The organism is Phreatobacter stygius (assembly GCF_005144885.1).
Taxonomy (GTDB): domain Bacteria; phylum Pseudomonadota; class Alphaproteobacteria; order Rhizobiales; family Phreatobacteraceae; genus Phreatobacter; species Phreatobacter stygius.
Genome location: NZ_CP039690.1, coordinates 2,644,931 through 2,670,921, shown reverse-complemented (window position 1 = coordinate 2,670,921; position 25,991 = coordinate 2,644,931). Strand labels below are relative to the sequence as shown.

Sequence of the window (25,991 nt, the reverse complement as noted above, 5' to 3'; positions counted from 1 at the left end):
CGAGAGATGGCGCCGGTGAAGACAATCGCGGCTATTTCCACCGCGCCCGGTATGGCCGGGGTGGCCATTCTGCGGATTTCCGGGCCGGCCGCAGGCCATGTCCTGCGCGCGCTCACCCGGCGCCTGCCTCGACCTCGTGTCGCGACCTATTCAACTCTCTACGATCCAGTTGGCGGTACACCGATCGATTCGGCTCTGGTGCTGTGGTTTCCAGCACCTCGCAGCTTTACCGGCGAAGACGTCGCCGAACTGCAGGTCCATGGCGGACGCGCCGTTACGGCGGCAACGCTCCGTGCCGTGCTGACGGTCGACGGCGTCCGGCCGGCCGAGCCGGGCGAATTCACCCGTCGCGCCTTTGAGAACGGCAAGCTCGACCTTGCAGCGGTCGAGGGCCTGGCCGATCTGCTCGCGGCGGAGACCGAGGCCCAGCGCCGACAAGCCTATGCGCAATATGGCGGCCGGATTGCCAATGTCGGCGAGGCCTTGCGGGTCAATCTGGTCAACGCCCTGGCGCTGGTCGAGGCGACGATAGACTTTCCCGATGAGGACGATGTCGGGACGTCGGCACTTGGCGATGCGCGCCGGCGGATCGAGGAACTCGACCGGCAGGTGCTGGCGCTGCTGGCGGACAGTGACCGCGGCGAGCGCATCCGGGATGGCTTGCGGGTTGCCATTGCCGGCCCGCCCAATGCCGGAAAGTCGACCTTGCTGAACACATTGGCTGGGCGCGACGTCGCCATCGTCTCTCCGATCGCCGGCACGACCCGTGATGCCCTGGAGGTTCACCTTGATCTCGATGGTGTCGCCTTCGTGCTGACCGACACCGCCGGCCTGCGCGCCGGCGCTGACCCGATCGAGCTTGAAGGTATCCGGCGCGCGCGCTCGCGCATCCGCTCCGCAGATCTGGTCCTGTTCCTGCAATCGGCTGACGCCGAGGCGGTGATCGACCCGGACTGGGATGCCGGCCAGGAGGTCAAGATCTGGCATGTCCAGACCCAGATCGATCGATTCGGTCCCGATATGGCCGCCGATCATTTCTTTCGGCACCGCATTTCCGCCGTGGAGGGGATCGGTATCCGGGAACTTCTGGCCGACCTGGCCACGTTCGGCCGCGATCACGCAGGCGGCGAACCGGCGGTGCTGGTCCGCGAACGGCACAGGGCGGTCTTCGCGGATCTGCACCGGGCGTTGGCGGACGGTCTATTGATTCGCGATTGGTCTCAGGAAACTGAGCTTGTCGCCGAAAATCTCCGGGCCGGTCTCTCCGCCTTAGGCCGCGCAACCGGACGGGTCGATGTCGAGGCTGTGCTCGATGTGGTCTTCTCATCCTTCTGCATCGGTAAATGAAATGACTCCGCAGTGTTTCACGTGAAACCGACGGTGGCGCAAACCGAGTCGATTCGGCTCCGGTTCGATCCGTTCAACGCCCCGGCAGGAGAGGACCGCCTCATTCGGCCTTTTGGCTTTTGACCTGACTGACCCGGCCGGCTAGGAAGACATTTGAATCCGATGGCGCGTGCAAGATGACGGACCGAGAATTGGCATTTGACGTCGTGGTGATCGGCGGCGGGCATGCTGGCTGCGAGGCAGCGGCGGCCGCTGCGCGCATGGGCGCCCGGACCGCCCTTGTCACGCACCGTTTTGAGACGGTCGGCGCGATGTCCTGCAATCCGGCCATTGGCGGGCTTGGCAAGGGCCACCTGGTTCGCGAGGTGGATGCCCTTGACGGACTGATGGGCAAGGTCGCGGATGCCGGCGGCATCCAGTTCCGTGTGTTGAACCGGCGCAAGGGGCCAGCCGTCCGTGGGCCTCGGACACAGGCCGATCGCGGGCTCTATGCGGCGGCGATGCAGGAGGCGATCCGCAATCAGCCAGGCCTGACGGTGGTCGAGGCCGAAGCGCGCGCGATCGACGTGATGGCGGGACGGGTTGTCGGCCTGGAGCTGCAGGACGGTCGTTCCCTGTCCTGTGCTGCCTTGGTGATCACCACGGGTACGTTCCTGCGCGGCATGATCCATATTGGTGAGAAGCAGGTCCCGGCGGGTCGCGCCGGCGAGGCGCCGAGCCTCGGCCTTGCCGCGAGCCTGATGAGCCATGGCTTCGCGCTGGGCAGGCTCAAGACGGGCACGCCGGCGCGGCTCGATGGGCGGACCATTGATTGGGCGAGTTTGGAAAGCCAGCAGGCCGATTCGGATCCGGAACCTTTTTCAGCCCTGACCGATCGGATCGTCAATCGCCAGATCGCCTGCGGTATTACCCGGACGACAGCCGCGACGCACCAGCTGATCCGCGACAACCTGTCCCGCTCGGCCATGTATGGCGGTCGGATCGAAGGAGTAGGGCCGCGCTATTGCCCCTCCATCGAGGACAAGGTGGTGCGATTTGGCGACCGCGACGGTCACCAGATTTTCCTGGAGCCGGAAGGGCTCGAGGACCCGACCGTCTATCCGAATGGGCTGTCGACCTCCTTGCCCGAGGATGTCCAGGAGGCTTTCCTGCGCACCATTCCGGGCCTGGAACGGGTCACCATCACGCGCTTTGGTTATGCCATCGAATATGATCATGTCGATCCGCGCGAGCTCCGGGCGACACTCGAGGCGCGTCGGCTGAGCGGACTTTTCCTTGCCGGCCAGATCAATGGCACGACGGGTTACGAGGAGGCGGCGGGCCAGGGACTGGTCGCCGGCTTGAATGCAGCCCGGCGTGCCGGAGGCGGCGAGGGTATCAGCTTCGGCCGCGACGAGTCCTATCTCGGCGTGATGATCGACGACCTGACCACGCGTGGCGTCAGCGAGCCCTATCGCATGTTCACGTCACGGGCGGAATATCGCCTGACATTGCGCGCCGACAATGCCGATCAGAGATTGACCGGCAAGGGCCTGGCGATCGGCTGTGTCGGGGCGGAACGATCGATTCGGTTCCGGACCAAAGTTGAGGCCCTGGACAACCTGCGCAACCAGGTGCGCGCGCTGAGCCTGACACCGAATGAAGCGGCCAAGCATGGGATGGCGTTGAATCACGACGGGATCAGGCGCAGCGGCTTCGAGCTTCTGTCGCGACCTGATATTGCCTGGGCCGACCTCGCCAAGGTCTGGCCGGCTTTGAACGGTGTCGATGCGCGCTTGAGCGAGCAGGTCGAGACGGATGCGCGTTATGCCGTCTATCTCGGCCGGCAAGCCGCAGAGGCGGAAGCCTATCGGCGCGACGAGGACGTGACGCTGCCCGAGGATTGGGATGTCGAGGCCATACCGGGCTTGTCGAACGAGATCCGAGCCAAACTGACCTTGACCAAGCCCAGGACCCTGGGCCAGGCCGGCCGGATGGACGGCATGACGCCTGCGGCGCTGACCTTGATTGCGGTCTGGGCGCGCCGTGCCCGCGCACTCGACGCAGCTTGAGAGGCGGCAATGGCGGATCAGCGCGAGATCGGCGAGGCGCAGCGTGCCGCGGCGACAGCCGGCGTGGCGGTTTCACGTGAAACGCTGGAGCGCCTGGTGCTCTATGTCGACCTGCTGCGCCGGTGGAACCCGACCAAAAATCTGGTGGCGCCGGCGACGCTGGCCGCCGTGTGGACCCGTCACATCGCCGACTGCCTGCAATTGGTCAAATTCGTGCCGGCGGGCCGGATCTGGGTTGACCTCGGCTCAGGCGCAGGCCTGCCGGGCCTGGTCATCGCGGCGGCCCTCGCGGATCAGCCCGGCGCCCGGATCCATTGCGTCGAAAGCAAGCTCGGCAAGGCGGCGTTCCTGCGCGAAGCGGCGCGGATCATGAAGGTTCCGGCCACCATCCATGCCGCGCGTATCGAAGATGTCGTGGCAAACTGGCATGGACCGGTTGACGTGGTGACCGCCCGGGCGCTCGCGCCGCTCACCGAATTGATCACACTCAGCCATGATCTGTTGAAAACTGGAGCGATAGGACTCTTCCTCAAGGGACAAGATGTAGCGCGTGAATTGACGGAAGCCGCTAAATATTGGACACTCGATCCCGTATTGACGCCCAGCGCGACGGACTCTCAGGCGCGTATCGTCACGCTCAGAAACGCGGCTCCAGTTCCTTCCTGATCACATCCAACGTCGGACGGTTCGTCATGGCGATGCTCTCTTCGTCTCTTCCGTTGACCGGTCCCAGGGTTCTCGCGCTCGCCAATCAGAAGGGCGGGGTGGGCAAGACGACCACCGCGATCAATCTGGGGACCGCGCTCGCCGCCATTGGCGAACGTGTGCTGATCGTCGACCTCGATCCACAAGGCAATGCCTCGACCGGACTGGGGATCGATCGGCGCGCGCGCAACCGCTCGACCTATCATGTCCTGGTCGGTGACCTCACGCTGTCCGAAGCGGTGCAGGAAACGTCGGTGCCGCGGCTTTCGATTGCGCCCTCGACCATGGACCTGTCCGGTGTCGAAATCGAGATCTCCACGGAGAAGGACCGGGCCTATCGGCTCAGGCAGGCGATCCGCGGTCTCGGTGGCGATTATTCCTATGTGCTGATCGACTGCCCGCCGTCGCTCAACCTGCTCACCATCAACGCCATGGCGGCGGCCAATGCCATTCTGGTGCCGCTGCAGTGCGAATTCTTCGCGCTGGAGGGCCTGTCCCAGCTGATCAAGACTGTCGAGCAGGTCAAGACCAACTTCAACCCCGGGCTGACCATCCACGGCATCGTCCTGACCATGTATGATGCGCGGAACAATCTGTCCGCCCAGGTGGTTGACGATGTGCGCCAATTCATGGGCGACAAGGTCTATCAGACCATCATCCCGCGCAATGTGCGGGTGTCGGAGGCGCCGAGCTACGGCAAGCCGGTCCTGCTCTACGATCTGAAATGCGTTGGAAGCCAAGCCTATCTCAGGCTCGCTTCCGAGATCATCCAGCGTGAAAAGCATTTGCGCGCGGCCTGATCCGATATCGATTCGGACCCGCATCGATTCATATGTGGCGCTTCGTTTCGAAGCCGAGTTGAAGGAGAGTTGAATCATGGCGGAAGAGGCGACGAGATCGCGTCTGGGCCGGGGCCTGGCTGCCCTGATCGGCGATGTTGGCGAAGAATCCGCCGCCATCGACCGGGTTCGCTCCACCCGCAGGGTTCCCATCGAATTCATTCGGGCCAATCCGCGCAATCCCAGGCGGATATTCAAGGACGAAGAGCTGCAGGAGCTCGCCGATTCGATTCGTGAACGCGGCATCATCCAGCCGATTGTCGTTCGGGCGGTCGCTGGCGCCGTCGATGCCTTCGAGATTGTTGCCGGCGAACGGCGTTGGCGGGCAGCCCAGCAGGCCGGCCAGCATGAGGTGCCGATCCACCTGGTCGAGGTGGGCGACCGTGAGGCGCTGGAACTGGCGATCATCGAGAACGTCCAGCGTGCCGATCTCAATCCGCTCGAAGAAGCGCTGGGTTATAACGAGCTGATCGAACAGTTCGGCTATAGCCAGGTCGACATGGCCAAGGTGATCGGCAAGAGCCGCAGCCATGTCGCCAATACCCTGCGCCTGCTGAAACTCTCCGATCGTGTGCAGAATTACCTGCGCGACGGACAATTGACCGCCGGCCATGCCCGCGCCTTGCTCGCCCATGACGATCCGGAGCGGATTGCCGCCGACATTGTCGAGCGCGGGTTGAATGTCCGGCAGGTCGAGGCGCTGGCCCAAGAACAGGCCGAACGTTCGGGCCGGGCGCCACGGCAGCGCGAGCGGGTCGAGAAGGACACCGATACCAAGGCACTGGAAAAAGCCCTGTCGGATGCGCTCGGCATGATCGTGACCGTTGATCACCGCGGTTCGGGCGGCGAACTCAAGATCCGCTACAAGTCATTGGAACAGCTCGACGATATCTGCCGTCGCCTGCAGCGCTAAGCGCGGGTTCGCCGGCTCAGTTCCGGCCGGCGCGCGCGATCATGGCAATGGCCATCAGCGTCCGGCTGACGATAGCTTCGGCGAGCACCGCCTTGATGCGGGTTTCGAAAGTGGCTTCGGCGACACGCGCCATGACGCGCTCCAGGCGGCCGGTGTTCCACAGGCCGAGCTGACGCTCGACGACCGGCCTGCGCCGGAAAAACACCGGCGGCTCGAAACGGTCGGCCGCGGCGCTGATCGACGCGCCCTTTTCGATCGCGACGCGCGCCTTGTGCAGCGCCGACAAATGCCGGCCCATGGCGATCATGATCTGCGGCACTGCGACGCCGGAGGCTGCGGCCCGCAACAGCAGGCGATCGAGTGCCGTCGGGTCGCCCGAGGCCGCGGCGTCGACGATCTCATCGACGCCGAGCGCCAGGCTGTCACCGGCCACCGCTTCGATGTCGGCAAGCGTGATATGGCCCTGGCCATGGGCGTAGAGGCAGATCTTCTGGATTTCCGCGCGCGAGGCGGCGCGATCGCCGCCGAGGAAGGTCAGCAGGGCGGCAATCGCCGGCGGTTCCATGGTCAGGCCGGCGGCGGCGGTCTCTTCGGCGATCAGCCGTTTCAGGTCGGCCTCGCCATCGGAATAGCAGGGAATGACGGCGGCTTTCGCCGAGCGCTCGGTCTCGACCCTGAGCGCTGCATTCTTCTTCAGATCACCGGCCTCTATCAGTACGAAGGCGCCGGTTGGCGGGTCGGCGAGAAGCGGCGTGACCGCCGCGGCGATCGGCTTTTCGCCGGCGCGCACCCAGATCAGCCGCCTGGCGCCGAACAGCGCCATGGTATTGGCCTCGTCGGCAAGACGCACCGGGTCGGCGGCGAGCACGTCGCCATCGAGCCGGATCACCGAGAAGGGGTCGTCGAGATCCGGCACCGTGGCTTTTGCGATGGCGCGCGCACGTTCCGAGACCAGTCCGGAATCCGGCCCGTAGACCAGCGCAATGGCGCGGCCGGAATCCGGATTCTTCAGGAACCGGTCGATCTCGGCACTCTTCAGCACGGTCACGGCGTCACCGTGGACGCGTGACGTACCATCCCGCCACCTGCGTGACGATCGTTTCGGCCAGCGACTTGGCGGCACGTTCCTGTGCCTCGATCACCGCGCGGTCGGAGGCAAGCCGCTGGGCGGTCCGATCGAACGAGGCGCTGGCGACGGCCTGGCCGCGATGCAGCACTTCTTGGCTGCCGACCGGCGTGATGAAATAATTGCCGATCAGCGATATTGATTGCGCCGAGGGACGCCCGGCGGCCGTGTTGAGCAGCAGCGGTACGCTGTCGACGCCGAGGCTGACCCGGAGCACATGGGTCGGCGCCTGAGCCCGGCCGCCGCCGCCCTGGGTCAGGTAGATCAGCTCGTTGCGCAGCACCACGCCGGACCGGCCGCCGATCTCGGGGATCTCGAGGTTCTGCAGATGCGCCTGGGCATTGCGGGCTCCAGGCACCACATTGGGGTCGCCATAGAGCGGCGTGAAGCAGCCGGCGAGCGCGCCTGCGCCGGCGGTGACGGCAAGGGCGCGAATGATCGCGCGCCGGGAGATGTTAGCCGACGACATTCACGATCCTCTGCGGCACAACGATGATCTTTTTCACCGGCCGGCCCTCCAGCGCCTTGGTGACCGGCTCGAGCGCGAGCACGGCGGCCTCGATATCTTTCTGAGCCGCGTCGCGCGCGATCGTCAAGTCCGCTCGCTTCTTGCCATTGACCTGCACCGGCAATGTGACGGTGTCCTCGACCAGAACGGCACGATCGATCGCCGGCCAGGCCATTTCCGCAACCAGGCCTGGATGGCCGAGCGCGGTCCAGCATTCTTCAGCCAAGTGCGGCATCATCGGGGCGACAAGTTGCACCAGGATATCGGCCGCCTCGCGCAGCGCCGACGAAAGATCGGCCGCCGGCCGCTCGTCGCCCTTGATACCGTCGAGGGCGCGGCTAAGCGCATTGGCGAGCGTGTAGATATGCGCGACGCAGCGGTTGAAGGCCAGGCGCTCGACATCGGTCTCGACCGACGACAAGGCCGTGTGGGCGGCACGCCGCACGGCTGTCGCGGCCTCGCCGATGGCGCCGTCGCCGGCTTTGCCTGACGTGGCCGGGACGGCGGTCCTGATTGTGTCGGTTCTGGCGACGATATCGCCGACCAGGCGCCAGACCCGCTGGACGAAACGGCTGGCGCCCTCGACGCCGGCCTCGGTCCAGATCACGTCGCGCTCGGGCGGCGAGTCCGACAGCATGAACCAGCGCGCGGTATCCGCGCCATAAGTGTCGATGATGTCGTCGGGATCGACGACATTCTTCTTCGATTTCGACATTTTCTCGATCGAGCCGATCTCGATCGGACTGTTGGTTCCGGTCAGAACCGCCCGCCGCTGGTCGCCCTCGCCCGAAATCGTCACCTCGGCCGGCGTGACATAGGCGCCATCCGGTCCACGATAGGTCTCGTGCACCACCATGCCCTGGGTGAACAGGCCGCGGAACGGCTCGTCGAGACCGGCATGGCCGGTCGCCTTCATGGCGCGGGTGAAGAAGCGGCTGTAGAGCAGGTGCAGGATCGCATGTTCGATGCCGCCGATATATTGATCGACCGGCAACCAGTCATTGACCACCGCGGGGTCGGTCGGCGTATCGGTGCGCCAGGGATCGGTGAAGCGGGCGAAATACCAGGAACTGTCGACAAAGGTGTCCATGGTGTCGGTTTCGCGCCGCGCCGGCTTGCCGCAGTTCGGACAGGCGACATGTTTCCAGGTCGGATGCCGGTCGAGCGGATTGCCGGGCTTGGAGAAGTCGGCATCGTCGGGCAGACGCACCGGCAGGTCCTGGGCCGGCACGGCGACTGGCCCGCAGGCATCGCAGTGGATCACCGGGATCGGGCAGCCCCAATAGCGCTGCCGCGAAATCAGCCAGTCGCGCAGGCGGAAATTGACCTTGCGGGCAGCAACCGGCCGATTGCCGAGCGTCGTGCTTTCCAGTCGCGAGGCGACCTCCTGGAAAGCGGCCTGGCTCGGCAGGCCGTCGAGAAAGCGTGAATTGATCATCACGCCGTCGCCGTCGAACGACGTATCGGTCACTTCGAAATCGCCGGCCGCATCGGCCGGGCGCACCACGGTGACGACCGGGAGATCGTATTTGCGCGCGAAGTCGAGATCGCGCTGGTCGCCCGACGGGCAGCCGAAAATGGCGCCGGTGCCGTAGTCCATCAGGACGAAATTGGCGACGTAGACAGGCACTTCCCAGCTGGGGTCGAAGGGATGCAGCGCCTTGATGCCAGTATCGAAACCGAGCTTCTCGGCGGTCTCGAGGGCTGCCACCGAAGTGCCCATGCGACGGCATTCGTCGCTGAAGGCGGCGAGCCCAGGATTGGTCGCGGCGGCTGCCTTGGCCAAGGGGTGATCGGGCGCGATCGCCATGAAGCTTGCGCCGAACAGCGTATCCGGGCGGGTGGTATAGACCTCGAGCTCGGTCGAGCCGGCCGGCGCCGTGCCGTCCTTCAGGGCCCAGCGCACCATCAGGCCCTCGGAACGGCCGATCCAGTTCTTCTGCATCAGCCGGACTTTGTCCGGCCAGCGCTCCAGGCCGTCGAGGGCGTCGAGCAGATCCTGGTTATAGGCGGTGATCTTGAGGAACCACTGGGTCAGCTCGCGCTGCTCGACCAGTTCGCCGGAGCGCCAGCCGCGGCCATCGATGACCTGCTCATTGGCCAGCACGGTCTGATCGACCGGATCCCAGTTGACCCGGGCCGAGCGGCGTTCGACCAGGCCGGCGGCCATGAAATCGGTGAACAGCTTCTGCTGGTGGCGGTAATAGCTCGGATCGCAGGTCGCCAGCTCGCGCGACCAGTCGAGCGACAGGCCCATGTTCTTCAACTGGGCCTTCATGGTCTCGATGTTCTTGTAGGTCCATTCCTTGGGGTGAACCTTGGAGGCCATGGCGGCGTTTTCGGCCGGCAGGCCGAAGGCGTCCCAGCCCATCGGATGCAGCACGTTGAAACCCTTGGCGCGCTTGTAGCGGGCCACCACGTCGCCCATCGTATAATTGCGCACGTGGCCCATATGGATGCGCCCGGACGGATAGGGGAACATCTCGAGCACGTAATATTTCGGCCGCGGATCCGCGTTCTTCGTTTCGAAGATCTTGTTCTGGTCCCAGACCCCGCGCCATTTTGGCTCTGCGGTGCGGGCATTGTAGCGTTCGGTGGACATGATCAGCGGTTCGGCAGTCGAAAAAATGAGCGAATAAGCGAGGCGGGACAACACACGAAAGGTCTGGACCGGTCAACCGTTTACAGGTTAGCGCAAGGCCAACCTGCGGAGTGCCTTCCATGTCGGACGTCGTCGATCACCTGGCCCAAGTGAACAGCGCCATTGCCGAAGCCGCGGTCGCCGCCAAGCGGCCGGCCGGCGCGGTCACCCTCGTCGCGGTCTCCAAAACCTTTCCGGCCGAGGCGATCGAGCCGGCGCTGGCGGCCGGCCAGCGGGTGTTCGGCGAGAACTACGTGCAGGAGACCCGGGAGAAGTGGCCGGCGTTGCGCAGCCGCTATCCCGATGTCGAACTGCATATGATCGGGCCATTGCAGTCGAACAAGGCCAAGGACGCGGTCCAGCTGTTCGACGTGATCGAAAGCCTGGACCGATCCTCGCTCGCCAAGGAACTGGCCAAGGAAATGACCCGGCAGCAGCGCCGGCCGAAGCTGCTGGTCCAGGTCAATACCGGTGCCGAGCCGCAAAAGGGCGGCGTTCTGCCGGAAATGGTCGACGCCTTCCTTGCCGAATGCCGCGACCTGCATGGCCTCGCCATTGCCGGGCTGATGGCGATCCCGCCGGCCGACGAACCGCCGGCGCCGCATTTCGCGCTGCTCACCACCATTGCCCGGCGCAACAACCTGGCCGTCGTCTCCATGGGCATGAGCGCGGATTTTGCGACCGCCATCGCGATGGGCGCCACCCATGTGCGGGTCGGCAGTGCCATTTTTGGCACGCGCAGCAAGGCCTGAAACTTACGCCGCGGCGGCCGCCAGCAGCGCCGGGACGGTCTCGAGGAATTAACGTAAGCTCTTGATCCAAAAGGCCTTTTGGCGGTCCCGAAGGGATTCGAACCCCTGACCTCCGGTTTAGGAAACCGCTGCTCTATCCTGCTGAGCTACGGGACCGACGCGCCCTCTATCTCACAGCCGGGTTAGGCCCGGCAAGTCACCGGTGCGGGCAAGACGGCGAATATATCGGCGGCGGATCTCAGTTGCCGAAGAACGACATGCGCTTCTTCGGCTCGGCATTGCCGTCCGGGCCCGGATCATCCGGCGCGCGTGCGATCGGGAAGACCGTCTCGCCGCGCGCGGGGCGTGGTTTCGCGCCATTCTCCGAGGCGGGTTCGGGAACCGCGACAGCCGGCGAGACGACGGGGGGCTCCGGCGCGGTCTCGACCACGGCCGGCAGTTCGATCGGGCGGGGTGCCACGGGTTCGGATTTGATTTCTGGTTTTGAGTCCGGCTCGGGCCCGGCTTGCGGCGCGTCCGCGACGATCTCGACAACCGGGCCGGCCGGGACCGCCGGTTCGGAGGCATCGGCGAGCACGTCGTCGACATGCAGCATCGGGCCGCCCAGTTCGGCGACCGGAACCTTCCACTGGAAGACGTCGAGCTTGCCGGTCACCGGCGAGGCCGGCAGCCAGACGTCGCTTGCCTGGCCGTCGGCGGTCCAGGCCGGATCGCGCGGCGCGCGCAGCGCCCGGGCCATCCATTCCCGGGCCCGGCCCTGGTCATTGCTCTCCTTGGCGCTCAGTTCGGCCATCAGCAGGCACAGGCGCTGGGTCGGCGCGCTGGCCGCCAGTTCGTCCAGGGCACGATGCGCGGCGGCAAAGTCGCTGGCATCGATCGCCGCCCGGCCAATGGCCAGCAGGCCTTCGGGATGCGAGGGGGTCAGCCGGGCGAGCGTTTCGACCCGTTTCAACTGGTCGCCGCGCGAATCGCCGTGGCGTGCATGGGCATAGGCCTCGGCGAGATCGGGGTGGGGCGCGATCTTCCAGGCCGCTTCGATCACCCGCGAGGCCTTCTTGATGTCGCCGTCGGCGGCAGCCAGGCGGCCGGCGATCGCCGCGGCGGGAACCAGTTCCGGGGCCAGTCCGACCGCCTCGACGGCCAGCGCCTTGGCAGCCGGAGGATCGCGCTCCTCCAGCGCCGCCGCCTTGGCGGTCAAAAGAACCGCCCGCAGGCGTTTGGCTGCGTCCTTGTCGATGACACGCGCGGCATATTGCCGCTCGATGCTCGCCAGCGCGCCGTCCCAGTCGCCGGCGCTGCCCTGCTGTTCGAGCACGGCCTGGGCGGCCCAGGTCGCCGAGGGCGAGGCCTTGACCGCCTCTTCGGCAATGGCGCGGGCCGCCACCACGTCGGTGCGCCGCTGCGCCTCGACATAGAGCCCGCGCAGGCCCAGCACCTTGGTGTCGGGGCGGTCGACCATGGTGCGGAAGGCCTGCTCGGCACCGGCGCGATCGCCGGCGAGCTGGGCGGCCTGGGCTTTCAGAAGCAGGGTCAGTGGCGCATTGGGGGCGAGCCGGTCAGCGTCATAGGCGTGCTTTTCGGCGGCCCGTCGGTCGCCGGCGCCGATCGCGACGATGCCGCGGGTGATCGCCTCCTGGCCTTTTTCGATCTTGCGGCGGTGCATCACCCGGGCGGCGATGCGGGGGCTGGCGACCAGCCATTTGATCAGCGCGATCAAGGCCATGATAACGGCGGCGGCGACCAGAACCGCGATCAGGCCGGTCAGCACGTCGAATTCAATGTGGCGGCCGAGCCAGACCACGGTGACAGTGCCGGGCTGGTCCGCCACCCAGGCGGCGCCGGTGGCGAGCACCGCCAGAAGGACGAGGAAGAGGATGACGCCGACCATGATGTTCTCCTCAGCGCGTCGCGAGTGCGCCGATGGCCTCGTCCGCCATCTGCTTCAGCGCCGCTTCGCCGGCAAGGCGTGCGCGCGCGTCCCGTTCCCAGTCCCTGGCGACGGCCTTGGTCGCCTCGGGAAGCCGGTCGAAATCGGCGAGCGCGCCGGCAAGATCGGCGCGGCCGAGCTTGGCCTCGATGCGCGCGACCACCACCGGCGCGTCGTCGCCGGCGGCCTCGCCAACCGGCCGGATGCGGATCAGCGACTGGGCATTGGCGGCCAGCCGGTCGAACAGGCTGCCGTCACTCGGACGCGGCGCTGCCTTGGCGAGCGTCGCCGCCATGGCGGCGAAGCGCCGGGCCAGCAGCGGCGCGGGCGCGAGGCCGCGCTCCGACGTGGCCTCGAGCGGCTGAAGCGCGGCGGCATTGGCGCCGAGCGCCTTCAAGGCCCTGAGCTCCGCCGCATAGGGACTGCCGCGATCGACCGCCGAGCGGAGCATTTCGATGCCGACCAGCAGGGCGGCGCGTTGTCCGGCGCCGCTTGTCTGGGCGCGGGCCGTGTCGAGGGCGGTGACCCGGGCGGCCAGCGCCTGGGCCGCCTCGGCACCGGCTTTGACGTCGACGCCAAGGCTCTGAACGCGGGTTTCGACGCCGTCGATCCGCTGCGTCTGCGGCGCGAGCAGGCTCTGAACCCGGGTCTCGATCGTGACGAGGTCCGGGCCGGGGATCGCGGTCGCAGCCGGTCCACCGGCGCGGCTTTGCGCTTCGGTGACGGCGGCAAGGGCGGTCTTCAGCGCCTCGATTTCCCGGCTGAGCGGGGTCAGCTCGACCGGTGCCGCCGGGACGGCTGACGGTGTCGATGGATCGGCCGGGCGGCGTTCGAGCGCCGCGAGCCGGGTCTCCAGGGCGGCGCGGGCCGCGTCGACGGCCTCGACGCGACGGATCAGCGGCGAAAAGTCGGGTGCCTGCGGCGGCCGCGCGGCGGTCTCGCGTACGGCACGGTCGAGATCGGCCACGCGGCGCTCGAGACTGGCGACATCGGCCTGTTTGGCGCCGGGCAGCAGGCCGGCCAGCGATCCGGCATAACCCAGGCCACCGGTCAGCAGCGCGCCGATCAGGCCAGCGGCGGCCAACCGGCCGAAGCCGGGCTGGCGCGATGGCGTGACCTGCGGTGCCGGCGGGACCTGGGGCACGGGCGCGACCTGGGGGGCGCCGGACGGCGCCGAAACGGCCTCGGCCGGGATCGGCCGATCCGGTTCGGCTGCGGCTGTGGCCGCGGGCTGCTGGTGGCTTTCGGTCACCGGCGCGACAACCGGCTCTGCCGCCCGGTCGGCTGCCGGGCCGGCCCCGGCCGGATTTTCCGACACTGCCGGCTGGTCCGGTGTCGATTCGCTGGGGGCCGATGCACCGAAGGTTGATTCGTTTGACGTCGATTCGTTTGGCGTCGGTTCGCCTGATGTCGACTTGGCGGCTTCCGGCGGAGTGACCTCGGTCGCCTCCAGCGTGATCACCGGCGTCTTGGCGCGGCGCTTCGGTTTGGCGTCGTTGTCCGGGCGCTCGTCATTCGCCATGCGTCGCGTCTCCGTTGCACCGCTCCCGTCAAGGTCTATCCCCAGGGCCATTGGCCCGCAACAGCGTCAGCCGCCGATGAGGTCGAGCAAGGCTGCTTCATCCGGTCGCGTCGCGATCCTGATGCCGGAATAGCCGCGCTGGCGAAGCGGTTCGGCGACCGCCGCCGACAGGCAGAGATGGACCAGGCGGCCGGGCCCAGGCCCGGATCTGGCCTCGAGCCCGGCGGCGGCGACCAGATCGACAAAAGTTGCGGCTGAACGTGGTGAATAATGCAGCGCCGCCGCCGGGCCCGCGGCGCCGAGGGCATCGGCCAGCGCGGGCGGCAGTTGCGCCACCGGGACCATGCGATAGAGGATGCAGGCCGAGACGATCAGGCCGGCGGGCGCGACCAGGGCAGCGAGGTCGCCGGCCCGTTCCTCGCCGCCAATGCTCAGGACATGGGCGCCGCGCGCGAGACCAGCCGCGGCCAACAGCCGGCCGAGTGCCGCGACATCGCCGGCCGCCGATCGAACATCGCGGAAGCCCGCCTCGACCATGGCCGCGGCGGTGCGGTCGCCGACCGAAAAGACCGGAACAGCGGCGAGCCTGGCGACGGTCTCCCGGTCGATCAGCGAGGCGGTCCGGGGGCTGGTGACGGCAAGCGCGGTTATCGCCCCGGTCGGCAGGTCGGCAGCCAGGGGCTCGGTGACCAGCAGTGGCGCCACGACCGGCTGGTGGCCGAGCGCCGCCAGCTGGACGGCGGTGCGGCTAGCCTCCGGTTCCGGCCGTGTCACCAGCACGCGCATCAACGGCTCTCGAAGAAACCGGCCGGCGCGCGCGCCTTCAATTCCTCGCCGGCATCCCGGCCAAGCGTCTCGGCTTCGGCAATACTGCCGGTCCGGCTCGCCTTGAAGCTCTCGCTGCCGTCGGGGCGAAGGATCTCGCCGTCGAAGCCGAGCCGGCCGTCACGGACCAGGGCGAGGCCGGCGATCGGCGTCCGGCAGGAGCCGTCGAGCACCCTCAGGAAGGCCCGCTCGGCGCGCAAGGCGATTTCGGTCGCGGCGTCATTGAGCGGCGCGATCAGCTGACGGGTCCTGGTATCGTCGAGCCGGGTCTCGATGGCGATGGCGCCCTGGCCGACGGCGGGAAGGAAACGCTCGGTGCCGATGATCTCGGTGGCTTCGGCGGCGAGGCCCAGGCGCTTCAGCCCGGCCAGCGCCAGGAGCGTGCCGGCGACCTCGCCGCGGCGCACCTTGTCGAGCCGGGTCGGGACATTGCCGCGGAACAGCACGGTCGACAGGTCGGGCCGCTCGCGCCTGATCTGAGCCTGGCGGCGGAGCGAGGCCGAACCGACCACCGCACCCTGCGGCAAATCGACCAGGTTTTTCACGGCGTGGCCAATGAAGGCATCGCGCACGTCCTCGCGCGCCAGGAAGGCGGTCAGCCCGAGGCCGTCGGGCAGGACGGTCGGCATGTCCTTGGAGGAATGCACCGCGAGGTCGATGCGGCCCGAGATCAGGGCCTCCTCGATCTCCTTGGTGAACAGGCCCTTGCCGCCGGCTTCCGACAGTGGCCGGTCCTGGATCATGTCACCGCTGGTCTTGATGATCTCGACATCGATCGCCGTCTCGGGGACGTCATGGGCACGTGCCAGCAAGGTCCTGACCTCGTGGGCCTGGGCGAGCGCCAGCGCCGAGCCGCGCGTACCGATGCGAAGGAAGGGCGATTGCACCATATCGAGGTCCGATGTTAGGCGGAGGGCCGGGCACGGATCATAACGACCGATCCGCTCTTCGGAAAACTCCGTAGCCGCAAAGCGAAGACGAACCAATGCTTGTTCTCGGCATCGAAACGACCTGCGACGAAACGGCAGCGGCCGTCGTGCGCGTCGACGCGGCCGGCAAGGGCGAAATCCTGTCGAATGTGGTGCGCTCGCAGATCGCAGAGCACGCGCCCTATGGCGGCGTGGTGCCGGAGATCGCGGCGCGTGCCCATGTGGATATTGTCGACCTGGTGATCGAGCAGGCGCTGCGGCAGGCCGATATCGGCGTCAACGACCTCGATGCGGTGGCCGCCGCCGGCGGCCCCGGCCTGGTCGGCGGCGTCCTGATCGGGCTGACCACCGCCAAGGCCATTGCGCTCATTGCCGGCAAGCCGCTGATCGCGGTCAATCACCTGGAAGCGCATGCGCTGACGGCGCGGCTGACCGATCAGGTGGCCTTTCCCTATCTGCTGTTCCTGGCCTCCGGCGGCCATACCCAGCTGCTCGCGGTGACCGGGGTCGGTTCCTATACCAAGCTCGGCACGACCATTGACGACGCCATTGGCGAGGCCTTCGACAAGGTGGCCAAGCTCCTGGACCTGCCCTATCCGGGCGGGCCGGAGGTGGAACAGCGCGCGAAAGACGGCGATGCCAAACGCTTCGCTTTCCCGCGACCGCTGGCCGGCCGGCCGGATCCCGATTTCTCGCTGTCCGGGCTGAAGACGGCGGTGCGCCAGGAAGCCGAGCGTGTTCTGGCCGAGCGCGTTTTGGCCGGCCGCGAGGCCGGATTGTCCGACAAGGATGTCGCCGACCTCTGCGCCTCGTTCCAGATGGCGGTCGCCGACATGGTGGCCGACCGCTGCCGGGTGGCGATCAAGCTGTTCCGGATCCGTTTCGGCGAGCCCTCGGCGCTGGTCGTGGCTGGCGGGGTCGGCGCCAACCAGACCTTGAAGCGGGTGCTGCAGGCCACTGCCGATGCCACCGGCCTCCGGCTGGTGGTGCCACCGCCGAAGCTTTGCACCGACAATGGCGCGATGATCGCTTGGGCGGGCGCCGAACGGCTGGCGCTCGGCCTGACCGACCCGCTCGACATCGCGCCGCGCGCCCGCTGGCCCCTCGACGCCGAGGCGGCTACGGTCGGCTCGGGCCGTTTGGGAGCCAAGGCATGACATCAAACGACACTCCGTCCGTCGCCGTGCTCGGCGCGGGCGCCTGGGGGACCGCGCTCGCCAATGCCGCGGCCAGGGCCGGCCGGGCGACGGTGATCTGGGCGCGCGAACCGGCGGTTGCCGCCGAGATCAATGCCAGGCGCACCAATGAAAGCCGCCTGCCGGGCGCGCGCATCCAGGATCGGGTGACCGCGACCGCCTCGCTCGCCGAAGCCGCGCGCGCCGACCTGGTGCTGGCCGTGGTGCCGGCGCAGGCCTTGCGCGCGGTCTGCGAAGTGGTCGAGACGGTGATCCGTCAGGGCACGCCGCTGATCGTCTGCTCCAAGGGTATCGAACGTGGCACCGGGCGGTTCATGACCGAGGTGGTCGGGGAAGCGGTGCCGAAAGCGGTGCCGGCGATCCTGTCTGGCCCGAGCTTCGCCGCCGACGTGGAAAAGGGCCTGCCGACGGCGGTGACCGTGGCGGCCAAGGACGAGGCGCTGGCCAAACACATCGCCGACACGCTCGGATCGTCGTCGTTCCGGCTCTATCACACCACCGATATCAGGGGCGCCGAGATTGGCGGGGCAGCGAAAAACGTGCTGGCCATTGCCGCCGGCATCGTCGCGGGGCGCAAGCTCGGCGCCAGTGCGGCTGCGGCGATCACCGCGCGCGGTTTTGCCGAACTGAGCCGCTTCGGCCGGGCTTTCGGCGCCCGGCCCGAGACCTTGATGGGGCTTTCGGGCCTCGGCGACCTGATCCTGACCTGCTCGGGGCCGCAATCGCGCAATTTTGCCCTCGGCTACGCGCTTGGCGAGGGCAAGGGGCTCGATTTGCTGAGCGGCCGAGGCGCGCTTGCCGAAGGCGCCCTGACCGCCGAAATATTAGTCGAGACGGCGCGGGCGCACAGCATCGACATGCCGATCGCGGAAGCGATCGATGCGGTGCTGGGCGGCCTGATCGACGTGAACCAGGCGATCGCCCAGTTGATGGCCAGACCCCAAAAGGCGGAGTGAGGCATGACGAACTTCTTCGATAAAATCGCACGAGGCGTCGAGGCGGCCCAGAAGGCCATGGGCGCCGATCTGGTCGCCGAAACCCATCCCTTCGACCTGACCCATTCGGTGGTGTTCCCGGTCGCCAAGCTGATGAAACGGCGCAGCAATGGCGAGCCGATCGTGGTGATCGAGCTGTCCGATGGCAAGACCACCATGACGTTGGCCGAATTCGACCGTTTCGTCACCGAACTGGACACGTTTCGCAAGCTGATCCCGGTCGCGGGACAAAAGAGCCAGGGCGAGGGCTGACGTGGCGCATTGGCTGTACAAATCCGAACCGTTCAAATGGTCCTGGGACGCCCAGGTCGCGGCCGGCCCCAAGGGCACGTTCTGGGACGGCGTGCGCAATCATGCCGCCAAGCTGAACCTGATCCGGATGAAGGCCGGCGATCGCGGCTTCTTCTACCATTCGAACGAGGGCAAGGAGATCGTCGGCATCGTCGAGGTGATCCGCGAATCCTATCCCGATCCGGGCGTCGGAGCGGATGAACCCTGGGTGGTCGTCGACATCAAGGCGGTGATGCCGCTGAAGACGCCGGTGTCGCTCGCCACCATCAAGGGCGAGCCGCGGCTCTCCGAGATGGCGCTGATGAAATATTCCAGGCTGTCGGTCCAGCCGGTTACCGATGCCGAGTGGGACCTCGTCTGCGCGATGGGCGGGATCGACCCGAAAAAGGCCGGCGGCAAGTCCTGAGCGCCGGTCCCGCGCGTCACAGTTCGCGATAGACCGCCGCCTCGAAGGCCTTGAACAGCGCAATGGCGCGCGGATCGAAGAACGGCACGACCTGGCTCAGCAGGATGCCGGAAATGCCGTTCTTCCGGTCGATCCAGTAGAGCGTATTGGCAAAACCGCCCCAGGCGAGCGAGCCGGCCGGCCGGCCCTCGGGCGAGGTTTCACGGTTGATCAGGAAGCCGAGGCTCCAGCCCTGGCTCATGCCGGGATAAAAATTGGTGTCGCGCAGGCCGGTCGGCGAATTGAGCTTCATCTCCGGCATCGCCATGTGCGGGATCTGGTCCACCGCCATGGCCGCGATGGTTTCGGCTTTCAGGATGCGCTGGCCGTTGCCGAGGCCGTCATTGAGGATCATCCGGACGAAGGCGAGATAGTCGGCGGCGGTCGAATAGAGCCCGCCGCCGCCGGAGAAGAATTCCGGGTCCTGCTGCACGACCATCTCGGTCGGCACGAAGGCGGCATCCTCCTTGATCGCATGGACGGTCGCCCGGCGTGCATGCTGGTCCTGCCCGAGCACGAACATGGTGTCGGCCATGCCGAGCGGCCTGAAGATGTGTTCGGCGAAATAGGCGTCGAGATCCTGCCCGCTCACCGCCTCGACGATCCGGCCGGCCCAATCCGTGCTGATGCCGTATTGGAACGCCTCGCCCGGATCGAACAGCAGCGGGATCGACAATGATGCCGTCTGTCCGGAGGCGGACGACGGCGTGCCGGTCGCCTTCATATATTGCCGGATCGCGCCGCTGGCGAAATCATAACCGTAACCGGCTGTATGGGTGAGCAACCGGCGCATGGTGACGGCGCTTTTCGGCGCGCGCAGCCGCGGCGCGCCGGCTTCGTCGAAGCCTTCGAGCACCCTGGCCTCGCCAAGCGCGGGTGCATAGCGGCTGACCGGCTGGTCGAGATCGATCCGGCCCTGCTCGACCAGCTGCATCACCGCCACCGTGGTGATCGCCTTGGTCATCGAGGCGATCCAGAACACCGTGTCCGCGGTCATCGGGGCGGGCTTGCCGATATCGCGCCGGCCGAAGGCACCTTGATAAAGCACGCCCTCACGCGAGCCGACGGTGGCGACGACCCCCGGCAGGTCGCCGCGCCCGATCGATTCGCTGAAAATGCGGTCCAGGCTAGCCAATCTGCTCAAGGAACCCCCCCATGCGGCTGCACTTGGCCTGCCGGCCCGGAACCATGGCCTCGGCGTTTCGGCGGGTCAATCGGCGGCAGGATCCGTCTCTCGACGGGGTCCCGCCGGGCGGGGCGACCCGACAGGTCAGCTATGCGGTCGCCCGATAAACGCCGGTTTCGAACGCCCGGAACAGCTTGATCGCCTCGACGTCGAAGAAAGGCAGGATCTGGGTCAGCAAGATGCCGGTGATCCGTGTCTTGGGGTCGATCCAGAAGAAGGTATTGGCAAGCCCCGCCCAGGCGAGCGAACCGGCCGGCCGGCCCTCTGGCGAGCGGTCACGGTTGATCAGGAAGCTCAGGCCCCAGCCCTGGCTGACCCCGGGGAAAAAATTGGCGTCGTTGGTAGCCGGCGGGATGGCGCTGACCAGCGTGCCGATCTTGATGCCCGGGATCTGATCCCTGGACATTTCGGCGACGGTTTCAGCCTTGAGCACACGGTTGCCGTTCCCCGCGCCGCCATTGAGGATCATCGTGGCAAAGGCGAGATAATCGCGGGCGGTGGAATAGAGGCCGCCGCCGCCCATGAAGAATTCCGGTTCCTGCGGGATCATCATGTCGGTCGCCACCAGGCCGTCGGGCGTGCGGGCGTGGATCGGTGCGTGCCGGGCGAGCTGGTCGGCGCCCATCTTGAACATGGTGTCCTTCATGCCGAGCGGCGCGAACAGATGGTCGGCGAAATAGCTCTCCAGCCGCTGGCCCGACACGGCCTCGACCATCTTGCCCGCCCAGTCGATGGAGATGCCGTATTCGAAGACCTCGCCCGGGTCGGCGACCAGCGGCGTGGTGAGCGCGGCGTTCTGGCAGCCGGTGACGCCGGGCGTGCCAGTCGCCGCCATGTAGCGGCCGATGTCCGGATTCCACATATCGTAACTGTAGCCGGCGGTATGGGTGAGCAGATCGCGCAACGTAATCGCCCGTTTCGGCGCCCGCAGCTGCGGCTTGCCATCGGCATCGAAGCCATCGAGCACCCGAGCATGGCCGATCTCGGCGACAACACGAGCGGCGGGCGCATCGAGGTCGATCCTGCCTTGTTCGACCAGCTGCATGGCGGCGGCACCGGTCACGGCCTTGGTCATCGAGGCGATCCAGACCACCGTGTCCATGGTCATCGCCTGCGGCTTGCCGATGTCGCGCTTGCCGAAGGCGCCCTCGTAGAGCGTCTCACCGGGCGCGCCAACCAGGCCGATCACGCCTGGAACCTCGCCGCGCGCGGCGGCGCCGCCCAGAATCTCGTCCAACGCAGCAAATGTCGTCATCGTCATCTCCCCTTGGCGAATGCTTTGTTGTTTGGGCGAAGCTTAGGGCCCGGGCGGCTTTGGTCAATGCGGCGGCTTCGCATGGCTTGGCCTCGCTCGTCTGAGTCGAAAGGCGAACGACCAAAGTGTGACGCATCGCTCTCTTGAGCCGTCACCCGCCGCCGACGTATTGTCCGCGCGAAACGGAGAGGCGATCGGCATGCCAAGATCGCTCGCTGAGGAAACCATCGTGCCGCACCAGCGTATCCACGGACGCGCCTGCGGTTGCCATCGAGGAAGGGGTATCTGATGTCGGCGGAAAAGCTCTATCCGGTCAGCGCTGAGTGGGCCGCGCGCGCCTATATCGACGATGCCAAATACAAGGCGATGTACGAAGCCTCGGTCAAGGCGCCGGAGGCCTTCTGGGGCGAGCACGGCAAGCGGATCGAATGGTTCAAACCTTATAGCAGGGTCCAGAACAGCTCGTTTTCGCCCGACAACGTCTCGATCAAATGGTTCGAGGACGGCACCACCAACGTCGCCTACAACTGCGTCGACCGCCATCTGGCGACCCGCGGCGACCAGGTCGCGATCATCTGGGAAGGCGACGATCCCAAGGAAGACGCCCGGATCACCTATCGCGAGCTGCACCGCCACGTGATGAAATGGGCGAACGTGCTGAAATCGCAGGGCGTGAAGAAAGGCGACCGGGTTACGCTCTACCTGCCGATGATCCCGGAAGCGGCCTATGCGATGTTGGCCTGCACCCGCGTCGGCGCGGTGCATTCCATCGTTTTCGGCGGGTTTTCGCCCGATAGCCTGGCCGGTCGTATCGAGGATGCGGCCACCGGCGTGGTCATTACCGCCGACGAGGGCCTGCGCGGCGGCCGCAAGGTGCCGCTCAAGATCAATGTCGATGCCGCCTGCGACAAGGCGCCGGGCATCGTCAAAAGCGTCATCGTGGTGAAGCGCACCGGCGGCGCGGTGGCGATGACCGAAGGCCGCGACCACTATTTCGACGATCTCGCCGCCAAGGTGCCGGACGAATGCCTGGCCGAGGAGATGAACGCGGAGGATCCGCTGTTCATCCTCTATACGTCCGGCTCGACCGGCAAGCCCAAGGGGGTCCTGCACACCACCGGCGGCTATCTCGTCTATGCGTCGATGACCCACCAATATGTCTTCGACTACAAGGACGGCGACATCTATTGGTGCACCGCGGATGTCGGCTGGGTCACCGGCCACAGCTATATCGTCTATGGTCCGCTGGCGAATGGCGCGACCACGCTGATGTTCGAGGGCATCCCGACCTATCCGTCGATCTCCAGGTTCTGGGACGTCGTCGACAAGCACAAGGTCAACACCTTCTACACCGCGCCGACCGCTATCCGGTCGCTGATGGGCGCCGGCGAGGAGCCGGTGAAGCGGACTTCGCGCGCGTCGCTCAGGCTGCTCGGCTCGGTCGGTGAGCCGATCAATCCGGAAGCCTGGGAATGGTATCACCGGGTGGTCGGCGAAAGCCGCTGTCCGATCGTCGATACCTGGTGGCAGACCGAAACCGGCGGCATCCTGATCACGCCGCTGCCCGGCGCGACCAATCTGAAGCCCGGTTCGGCGACCCGGCCGTTCTTCGGCGTCAAGCCGGAGATCGTCGATGCCGACGGCAAGGTTCTCGACGGCGCCGCCGAGGGCAATCTGGTGATCGCCGATTCGTGGCCGGGCCAGATGCGCACGGTGTTCGGCGACCACGAGCGCTTCGTGCAGACCTATTTCTCGACCTATAAGAACAAATATTTCACCGGCGACGGCTGCCGGCGCGATGCCGACGGCTATTATTGGATCACCGGCCGTGTCGACGACGTCATCAACGTGTCGGGCCACCGCATGGGCACGGCAGAGGTCGAGAGCGCGCTGGTCGCCCACGCCAAGGTGTCGGAGGCGGCCGTGGTCGGCTATCCCCACGACATCAAGGGCCAGGGCATCTATGCCTATGTCACCCTGATGACCGGCGAACAGCCGAGCGAGGACCTGCGCAAGGAGCTGGTCTCCTGGGTGCGCAAGGAGATCGGGCCGATCGCCTCGCCGGATCTGATCCAGTTCGCGCCGGGCCTGCCGAAGACCCGCTCGGGCAAGATCATGCGCCGGATCCTGCGCAAGATCGCCGAGGACGAGTTCGGCGCGCTCGGCGACACCTCGACGCTCGCCGATCCCGCTGTGGTCGACGACCTCATCAACAACAGGCAGAACCGGAAAGGCGCCTGAGGCACATGGCCCGGCGGCGCATCGCGCTGGCCTTGACGATCAGCCTCGCGGCGGCCGTTCCGGCCGCCGCTTGCGTTTCCGACATGGGTTTCGATGTGCCGGGCCTGCGCGCCGACACGCCGCTGGTCCTGGCCGCGCCCGATGGCCGGCGCTTCCGTCTGGTGGCGCTATCGGGCGAATCAGTGGTGACACCCGATGGTCCGACACGGGTGGTCTCGCTCGGCGTCACCGACCGGCACGGCCGCATCCCCGCACAGGCCTTCGGCGCGGCCGGGCCGATCGAACTGCCGCTCCTGCGCGAAGGCCGGGTCCGCCTGACGCCGACCCGGCTTGTCCCGCGCGATTGCTGGCGCCTGTTCGAGCGGGCCGAAACCGAAGCGATTCGCGCCAGGCGGGGCCTTTGGGCTGGCGACGGGGCGCCGATCGGAGCAACCGACGGCGACGCGCTGGCGCGATCGGAAGGCCGGTTTGCCATTGTCGAAGGCCGCGTGCGCAGCGCCAGAACCCAGGGCCGCATCACCTATATCAACTTCGGGCCACCCAATTCAGGAGCGCTGACGGTAACCATTTCGGATCGCGACATGGCCGCTTTCCGAGAAAATGGGCTTGAACCCGCCGCAATCCGTGGGCACATGCTGCGCGTGCGTGGGATCGTGACGACCCGGCGCGGTCCCTCTATCGCGGCGGCGATACCGGAGGCCATCACCATCGCGGAGCCGCCTTCCGGCGGTGCTAGGTAGCGGCGGACCGTGACTCGGTTCGGACGAGCACAGGAGCATTTGCGCCGGGCGGCTTACCCAGCGACGCTGGTGCTTGCCTTGCTGCTGACCAGCTGCGCGACCACGCCCGACCCGGCCGCCAATGTCCCGACCCCGGTGCCGGCGCCAACCGAGGCGCGGCTGCCGCCGCTGACGACCCGGGATCATTCGCGCATTCTCGCGGCCTTCGGCGGCGAGTATGACGCCGGTGCGATCGAACGGCTGGCGAGCGAAATCCTCGACCGCCTGGGCGCCGCCTCCGACCGGCCCGACCAGCGCTATCGTCTGACCGTGCTCAATTCACCGTCGATCAATGCTTTTGCGCTGCCGTCGGGCCATCTCTATGTCACCCGCGGCATGCTCGGCCTGGTCAATGACGTCAGCGAATTCGCCGCCGTGCTCGGCCACGAAATGGCGCATGTCTCGGCGCGCCACGCCAATCAGCGCGAGGACCAGGTCCGTACCAGCGAGCTGGTGGCGGTGATGCGCGCGCGCCTGCTGAACGATCTCGCCGGCGCCGAACAGCGCCGCGAAGCGGCCCGGATATCGCTGGCGAGTTTCTCGCGCAGCCAGGAGCTCGAGGCCGATGCGATCGGCGTCAGGCTCCTGGCCAAAGCCGGTTTCGATCCTTACGGGGCTTCGCGCTTCCTGCAGTCGATGGAGCGCAATGCGGCGATCCGCAGCCAGGCACAGGCGGCCAGCGGCGGACCGGACTTCCTCGCCTCGCACCCTTCGACGCCGGAACGGATCCGCCAGGCCATCCTGGTGGCGCGGCAATATTCCGGGCCCGGTGGCGTGCCGCGCGACAAGGAACGTTATCTGCGCGCCCTCGACGGGCTGACCTATGGCGAGGATCCACGCCAGGGGTTCGTGCGCGGCCGAAGCTTCATCCACCCGCGTCTCGGCTTCACGGTGACCGCGCCGGAAGGTTTCACGCTGGAAAACTCGCGTTCGGCGGTGACCGGCCTTGGTCCGAACGACATGGCGATCCGGCTCGACGTGGTGCGCGTGCCGGCCAACCAGACCCTGCAGGCCTATCTGGGATCGGGCTGGATCGACGGACTGGCGGAGAGCTCGGTCGAGGCGGTGACGGTCAACGGGTTCCAGGCGGCAACCGCGCTTGCCCGTGGACCGGACTGGTCGTTCCGCATCTTCGTCGTGCGCTTCGGCGCCGAGGTCTATCGCCTGATCTATGCCGCGCGCGACCTGAATGCCGAGGTCGACCAGATGTTCCGCAGCTCGATGGAGAGCTTCCGCCGGCTGACCTCGGCCGAACAGGCGGTGCGCCAGGTGCGCATCCGCATGGTTCGGGCCGGCGAGGGCGATACGGTCGACAGTTTCCTGTCGCGCATGCAGGTTGCCGATCGCGCTGACGAGCGTTTCCGCGTGTTGAACGGGCTTGGACCCGGCGAACAGCCGCGCGGCGGCGAACTGGTCAAGGTCATCCAGGAATAGTCCTGATCATGCGATGCCGGTCGCGCGGCCGCGACGCGGCCGGCGGGCCTTGCGCCGCGCCCTGGCATGGCTTTTCCTCGAAAG

The 25,991-nt window shown here is 67.0% G+C and carries 22 protein-coding genes and 1 tRNA gene; 13 read left to right on the top strand and 10 right to left on the bottom strand.

What is annotated here, in order from left to right; genetic code table 11:
- The first annotated feature begins 6 nt into the window (after window positions 1-6).
- The 5 genes from mnmE to E8M01_RS12225 all read left to right on the top strand — a co-directional run bounded on the left by mnmE (window position 7) and on the right by E8M01_RS12225 (window position 5,855).
- The gene (mnmE, locus tag E8M01_RS12245) at window positions 7-1,347 is read left to right on the top strand and encodes a tRNA uridine-5-carboxymethylaminomethyl(34) synthesis GTPase MnmE (RefSeq protein WP_136960379.1); all 1,341 of its coding nucleotides are present in this window, start codon (window positions 7-9) and stop codon (window positions 1,345-1,347) included.
- A gap of 176 nt (window positions 1,348-1,523) precedes the next feature.
- Complete coding sequence (mnmG, locus tag E8M01_RS12240; protein WP_136960378.1) at window positions 1,524-3,398, top strand: tRNA uridine-5-carboxymethylaminomethyl(34) synthesis enzyme MnmG; 1,875 nt, start codon at window positions 1,524-1,526, stop codon at window positions 3,396-3,398.
- A 9-nt stretch (window positions 3,399-3,407) separates the two neighbouring features.
- Window positions 3,408-4,064 carry a 16S rRNA (guanine(527)-N(7))-methyltransferase RsmG gene (gene rsmG, locus E8M01_RS12235; protein WP_136960377.1) on the top strand — a complete coding sequence of 219 codons (657 nt, stop codon included), beginning with the start codon at window positions 3,408-3,410 and terminating at the stop codon, window positions 4,062-4,064.
- A gap of 32 nt (window positions 4,065-4,096) precedes the next feature.
- Window positions 4,097-4,903, top strand: a complete 807-nt coding sequence (locus E8M01_RS12230; protein WP_170182215.1) for a ParA family protein — start codon at window positions 4,097-4,099, stop codon at window positions 4,901-4,903.
- A gap of 76 nt (window positions 4,904-4,979) precedes the next feature.
- Window positions 4,980-5,855 (top strand): ParB/RepB/Spo0J family partition protein, encoded by an 876-nt coding sequence (locus E8M01_RS12225; protein WP_136960375.1) that lies wholly within the window; start codon window positions 4,980-4,982, stop codon window positions 5,853-5,855.
- Between the two features lie 16 nt (window positions 5,856-5,871).
- Here the strand turns inward: E8M01_RS12225 and holA are convergent, their stop codons facing one another.
- From holA to leuS, 3 genes are read right to left on the bottom strand one after another with little or no spacing between them, the layout of a single operon-like run.
- Entirely contained in the window at window positions 5,872-6,903 is a 1,032-nt protein-coding gene (holA, locus tag E8M01_RS12220; RefSeq protein ID WP_170181875.1) for a DNA polymerase III subunit delta, read from the bottom strand.
- A 4-nt stretch (window positions 6,904-6,907) separates the two neighbouring features.
- Window positions 6,908-7,450, bottom strand: a complete 543-nt coding sequence (locus tag E8M01_RS12215) for a hypothetical protein (protein ID WP_136960373.1) — start codon at window positions 7,448-7,450, stop codon at window positions 6,908-6,910.
- Window positions 7,437-10,091: a leucine--tRNA ligase gene (gene leuS / locus E8M01_RS12210; RefSeq protein ID WP_136960372.1), complete on the bottom strand. Its 2,655-nt coding sequence runs from the start codon at window positions 10,089-10,091 to the stop codon at window positions 7,437-7,439. Before leuS ends, E8M01_RS12215 begins: the two co-directional genes overlap by 14 nt.
- 119 nt (window positions 10,092-10,210) lie before the next feature.
- Here leuS and E8M01_RS12205 point away from each other — a divergent pair, with 119 nt between their 5' ends.
- On the top strand, window positions 10,211-10,882 hold the full coding sequence (locus E8M01_RS12205) for a YggS family pyridoxal phosphate-dependent enzyme (RefSeq protein ID WP_136960371.1): 672 nt from the start codon (window positions 10,211-10,213) through the stop codon (window positions 10,880-10,882).
- Window positions 10,883-10,961: 79 nt separating this feature from the next.
- On the opposite strand, the gene E8M01_RS12200 is transcribed toward E8M01_RS12205, so the two are convergent.
- The 5 genes from E8M01_RS12200 to hemC all read right to left on the bottom strand — a co-directional run bounded on the left by E8M01_RS12200 (window position 10,962) and on the right by hemC (window position 16,043).
- A tRNA-Arg gene (locus tag E8M01_RS12200) sits at window positions 10,962-11,038 on the bottom strand.
- Between the two features lie 82 nt (window positions 11,039-11,120).
- Window positions 11,121-12,770 carry a heme biosynthesis protein HemY gene (locus E8M01_RS12195; protein WP_136960370.1) on the bottom strand — a complete coding sequence of 550 codons (1,650 nt, stop codon included), beginning with the start codon at window positions 12,768-12,770 and terminating at the stop codon, window positions 11,121-11,123.
- 10 nt (window positions 12,771-12,780) lie between these two features.
- Window positions 12,781-14,331: a COG4223 family protein gene (locus tag E8M01_RS12190; protein ID WP_136960369.1), complete on the bottom strand. Its 1,551-nt coding sequence runs from the start codon at window positions 14,329-14,331 to the stop codon at window positions 12,781-12,783.
- 66 nt (window positions 14,332-14,397) lie between these two features.
- A complete protein-coding gene (locus tag E8M01_RS12185) occupies window positions 14,398-15,117 on the bottom strand; it encodes a uroporphyrinogen-III synthase (protein ID WP_136960368.1) in 720 nt (239 codons plus the stop codon).
- Complete coding sequence (hemC, locus tag E8M01_RS12180; protein WP_136964585.1) at window positions 15,117-16,043, bottom strand: hydroxymethylbilane synthase; 927 nt, start codon at window positions 16,041-16,043, stop codon at window positions 15,117-15,119. Before hemC ends, E8M01_RS12185 begins: the two co-directional genes overlap by 1 nt.
- Before the next feature lie 98 nt (window positions 16,044-16,141).
- Here hemC and tsaD point away from each other — a divergent pair, with 98 nt between their 5' ends.
- From tsaD to E8M01_RS12160, 4 genes are read left to right on the top strand one after another with little or no spacing between them, the layout of a single operon-like run.
- Entirely contained in the window at window positions 16,142-17,242 is a 1,101-nt protein-coding gene (gene tsaD / locus E8M01_RS12175) for a tRNA (adenosine(37)-N6)-threonylcarbamoyltransferase complex transferase subunit TsaD (protein ID WP_136960367.1), read from the top strand.
- Window positions 17,239-18,237, top strand: coding sequence for an NAD(P)H-dependent glycerol-3-phosphate dehydrogenase (locus E8M01_RS12170; RefSeq protein WP_136960366.1), 999 nt, complete (start codon window positions 17,239-17,241; stop codon window positions 18,235-18,237). Before tsaD ends, E8M01_RS12170 begins: the two co-directional genes overlap by 4 nt.
- Window positions 18,238-18,240: 3 nt before the next feature.
- Window positions 18,241-18,528 (top strand): hypothetical protein, encoded by a 288-nt coding sequence (locus E8M01_RS12165; protein ID WP_136960365.1) that lies wholly within the window; start codon window positions 18,241-18,243, stop codon window positions 18,526-18,528.
- A 1-nt stretch (window position 18,529) separates the two neighbouring features.
- Window positions 18,530-18,973 carry an EVE domain-containing protein gene (locus E8M01_RS12160; protein ID WP_136960364.1) on the top strand — a complete coding sequence of 148 codons (444 nt, stop codon included), beginning with the start codon at window positions 18,530-18,532 and terminating at the stop codon, window positions 18,971-18,973.
- A 16-nt stretch (window positions 18,974-18,989) separates the two neighbouring features.
- Here E8M01_RS12160 and E8M01_RS12155 read toward each other — a convergent pair whose 3' ends face one another.
- Complete coding sequence (locus tag E8M01_RS12155; protein WP_136960363.1) at window positions 18,990-20,156, bottom strand: serine hydrolase domain-containing protein; 1,167 nt, start codon at window positions 20,154-20,156, stop codon at window positions 18,990-18,992.
- 130 nt (window positions 20,157-20,286) lie between these two features.
- Window positions 20,287-21,453 carry a serine hydrolase domain-containing protein gene (locus E8M01_RS12150; RefSeq protein WP_136960362.1) on the bottom strand — a complete coding sequence of 389 codons (1,167 nt, stop codon included), beginning with the start codon at window positions 21,451-21,453 and terminating at the stop codon, window positions 20,287-20,289.
- A 288-nt stretch (window positions 21,454-21,741) separates the two neighbouring features.
- Between E8M01_RS12150 and acs the strand changes: the two genes are divergently transcribed.
- The 3 genes from acs to E8M01_RS12135 all read left to right on the top strand — a co-directional run bounded on the left by acs (window position 21,742) and on the right by E8M01_RS12135 (window position 25,907).
- Window positions 21,742-23,694: an acetate--CoA ligase gene (gene acs, locus E8M01_RS12145; protein WP_136960361.1), complete on the top strand. Its 1,953-nt coding sequence runs from the start codon at window positions 21,742-21,744 to the stop codon at window positions 23,692-23,694.
- 5 nt (window positions 23,695-23,699) lie between these two features.
- Window positions 23,700-24,434 (top strand): hypothetical protein, encoded by a 735-nt coding sequence (locus E8M01_RS12140; protein ID WP_136960360.1) that lies wholly within the window; start codon window positions 23,700-23,702, stop codon window positions 24,432-24,434.
- 69 nt (window positions 24,435-24,503) lie between these two features.
- Window positions 24,504-25,907: a M48 family metalloprotease gene (locus E8M01_RS12135; RefSeq protein ID WP_246088697.1), complete on the top strand. Its 1,404-nt coding sequence runs from the start codon at window positions 24,504-24,506 to the stop codon at window positions 25,905-25,907.
- Window positions 25,908-25,991: the final 84 nt, after the last annotated feature.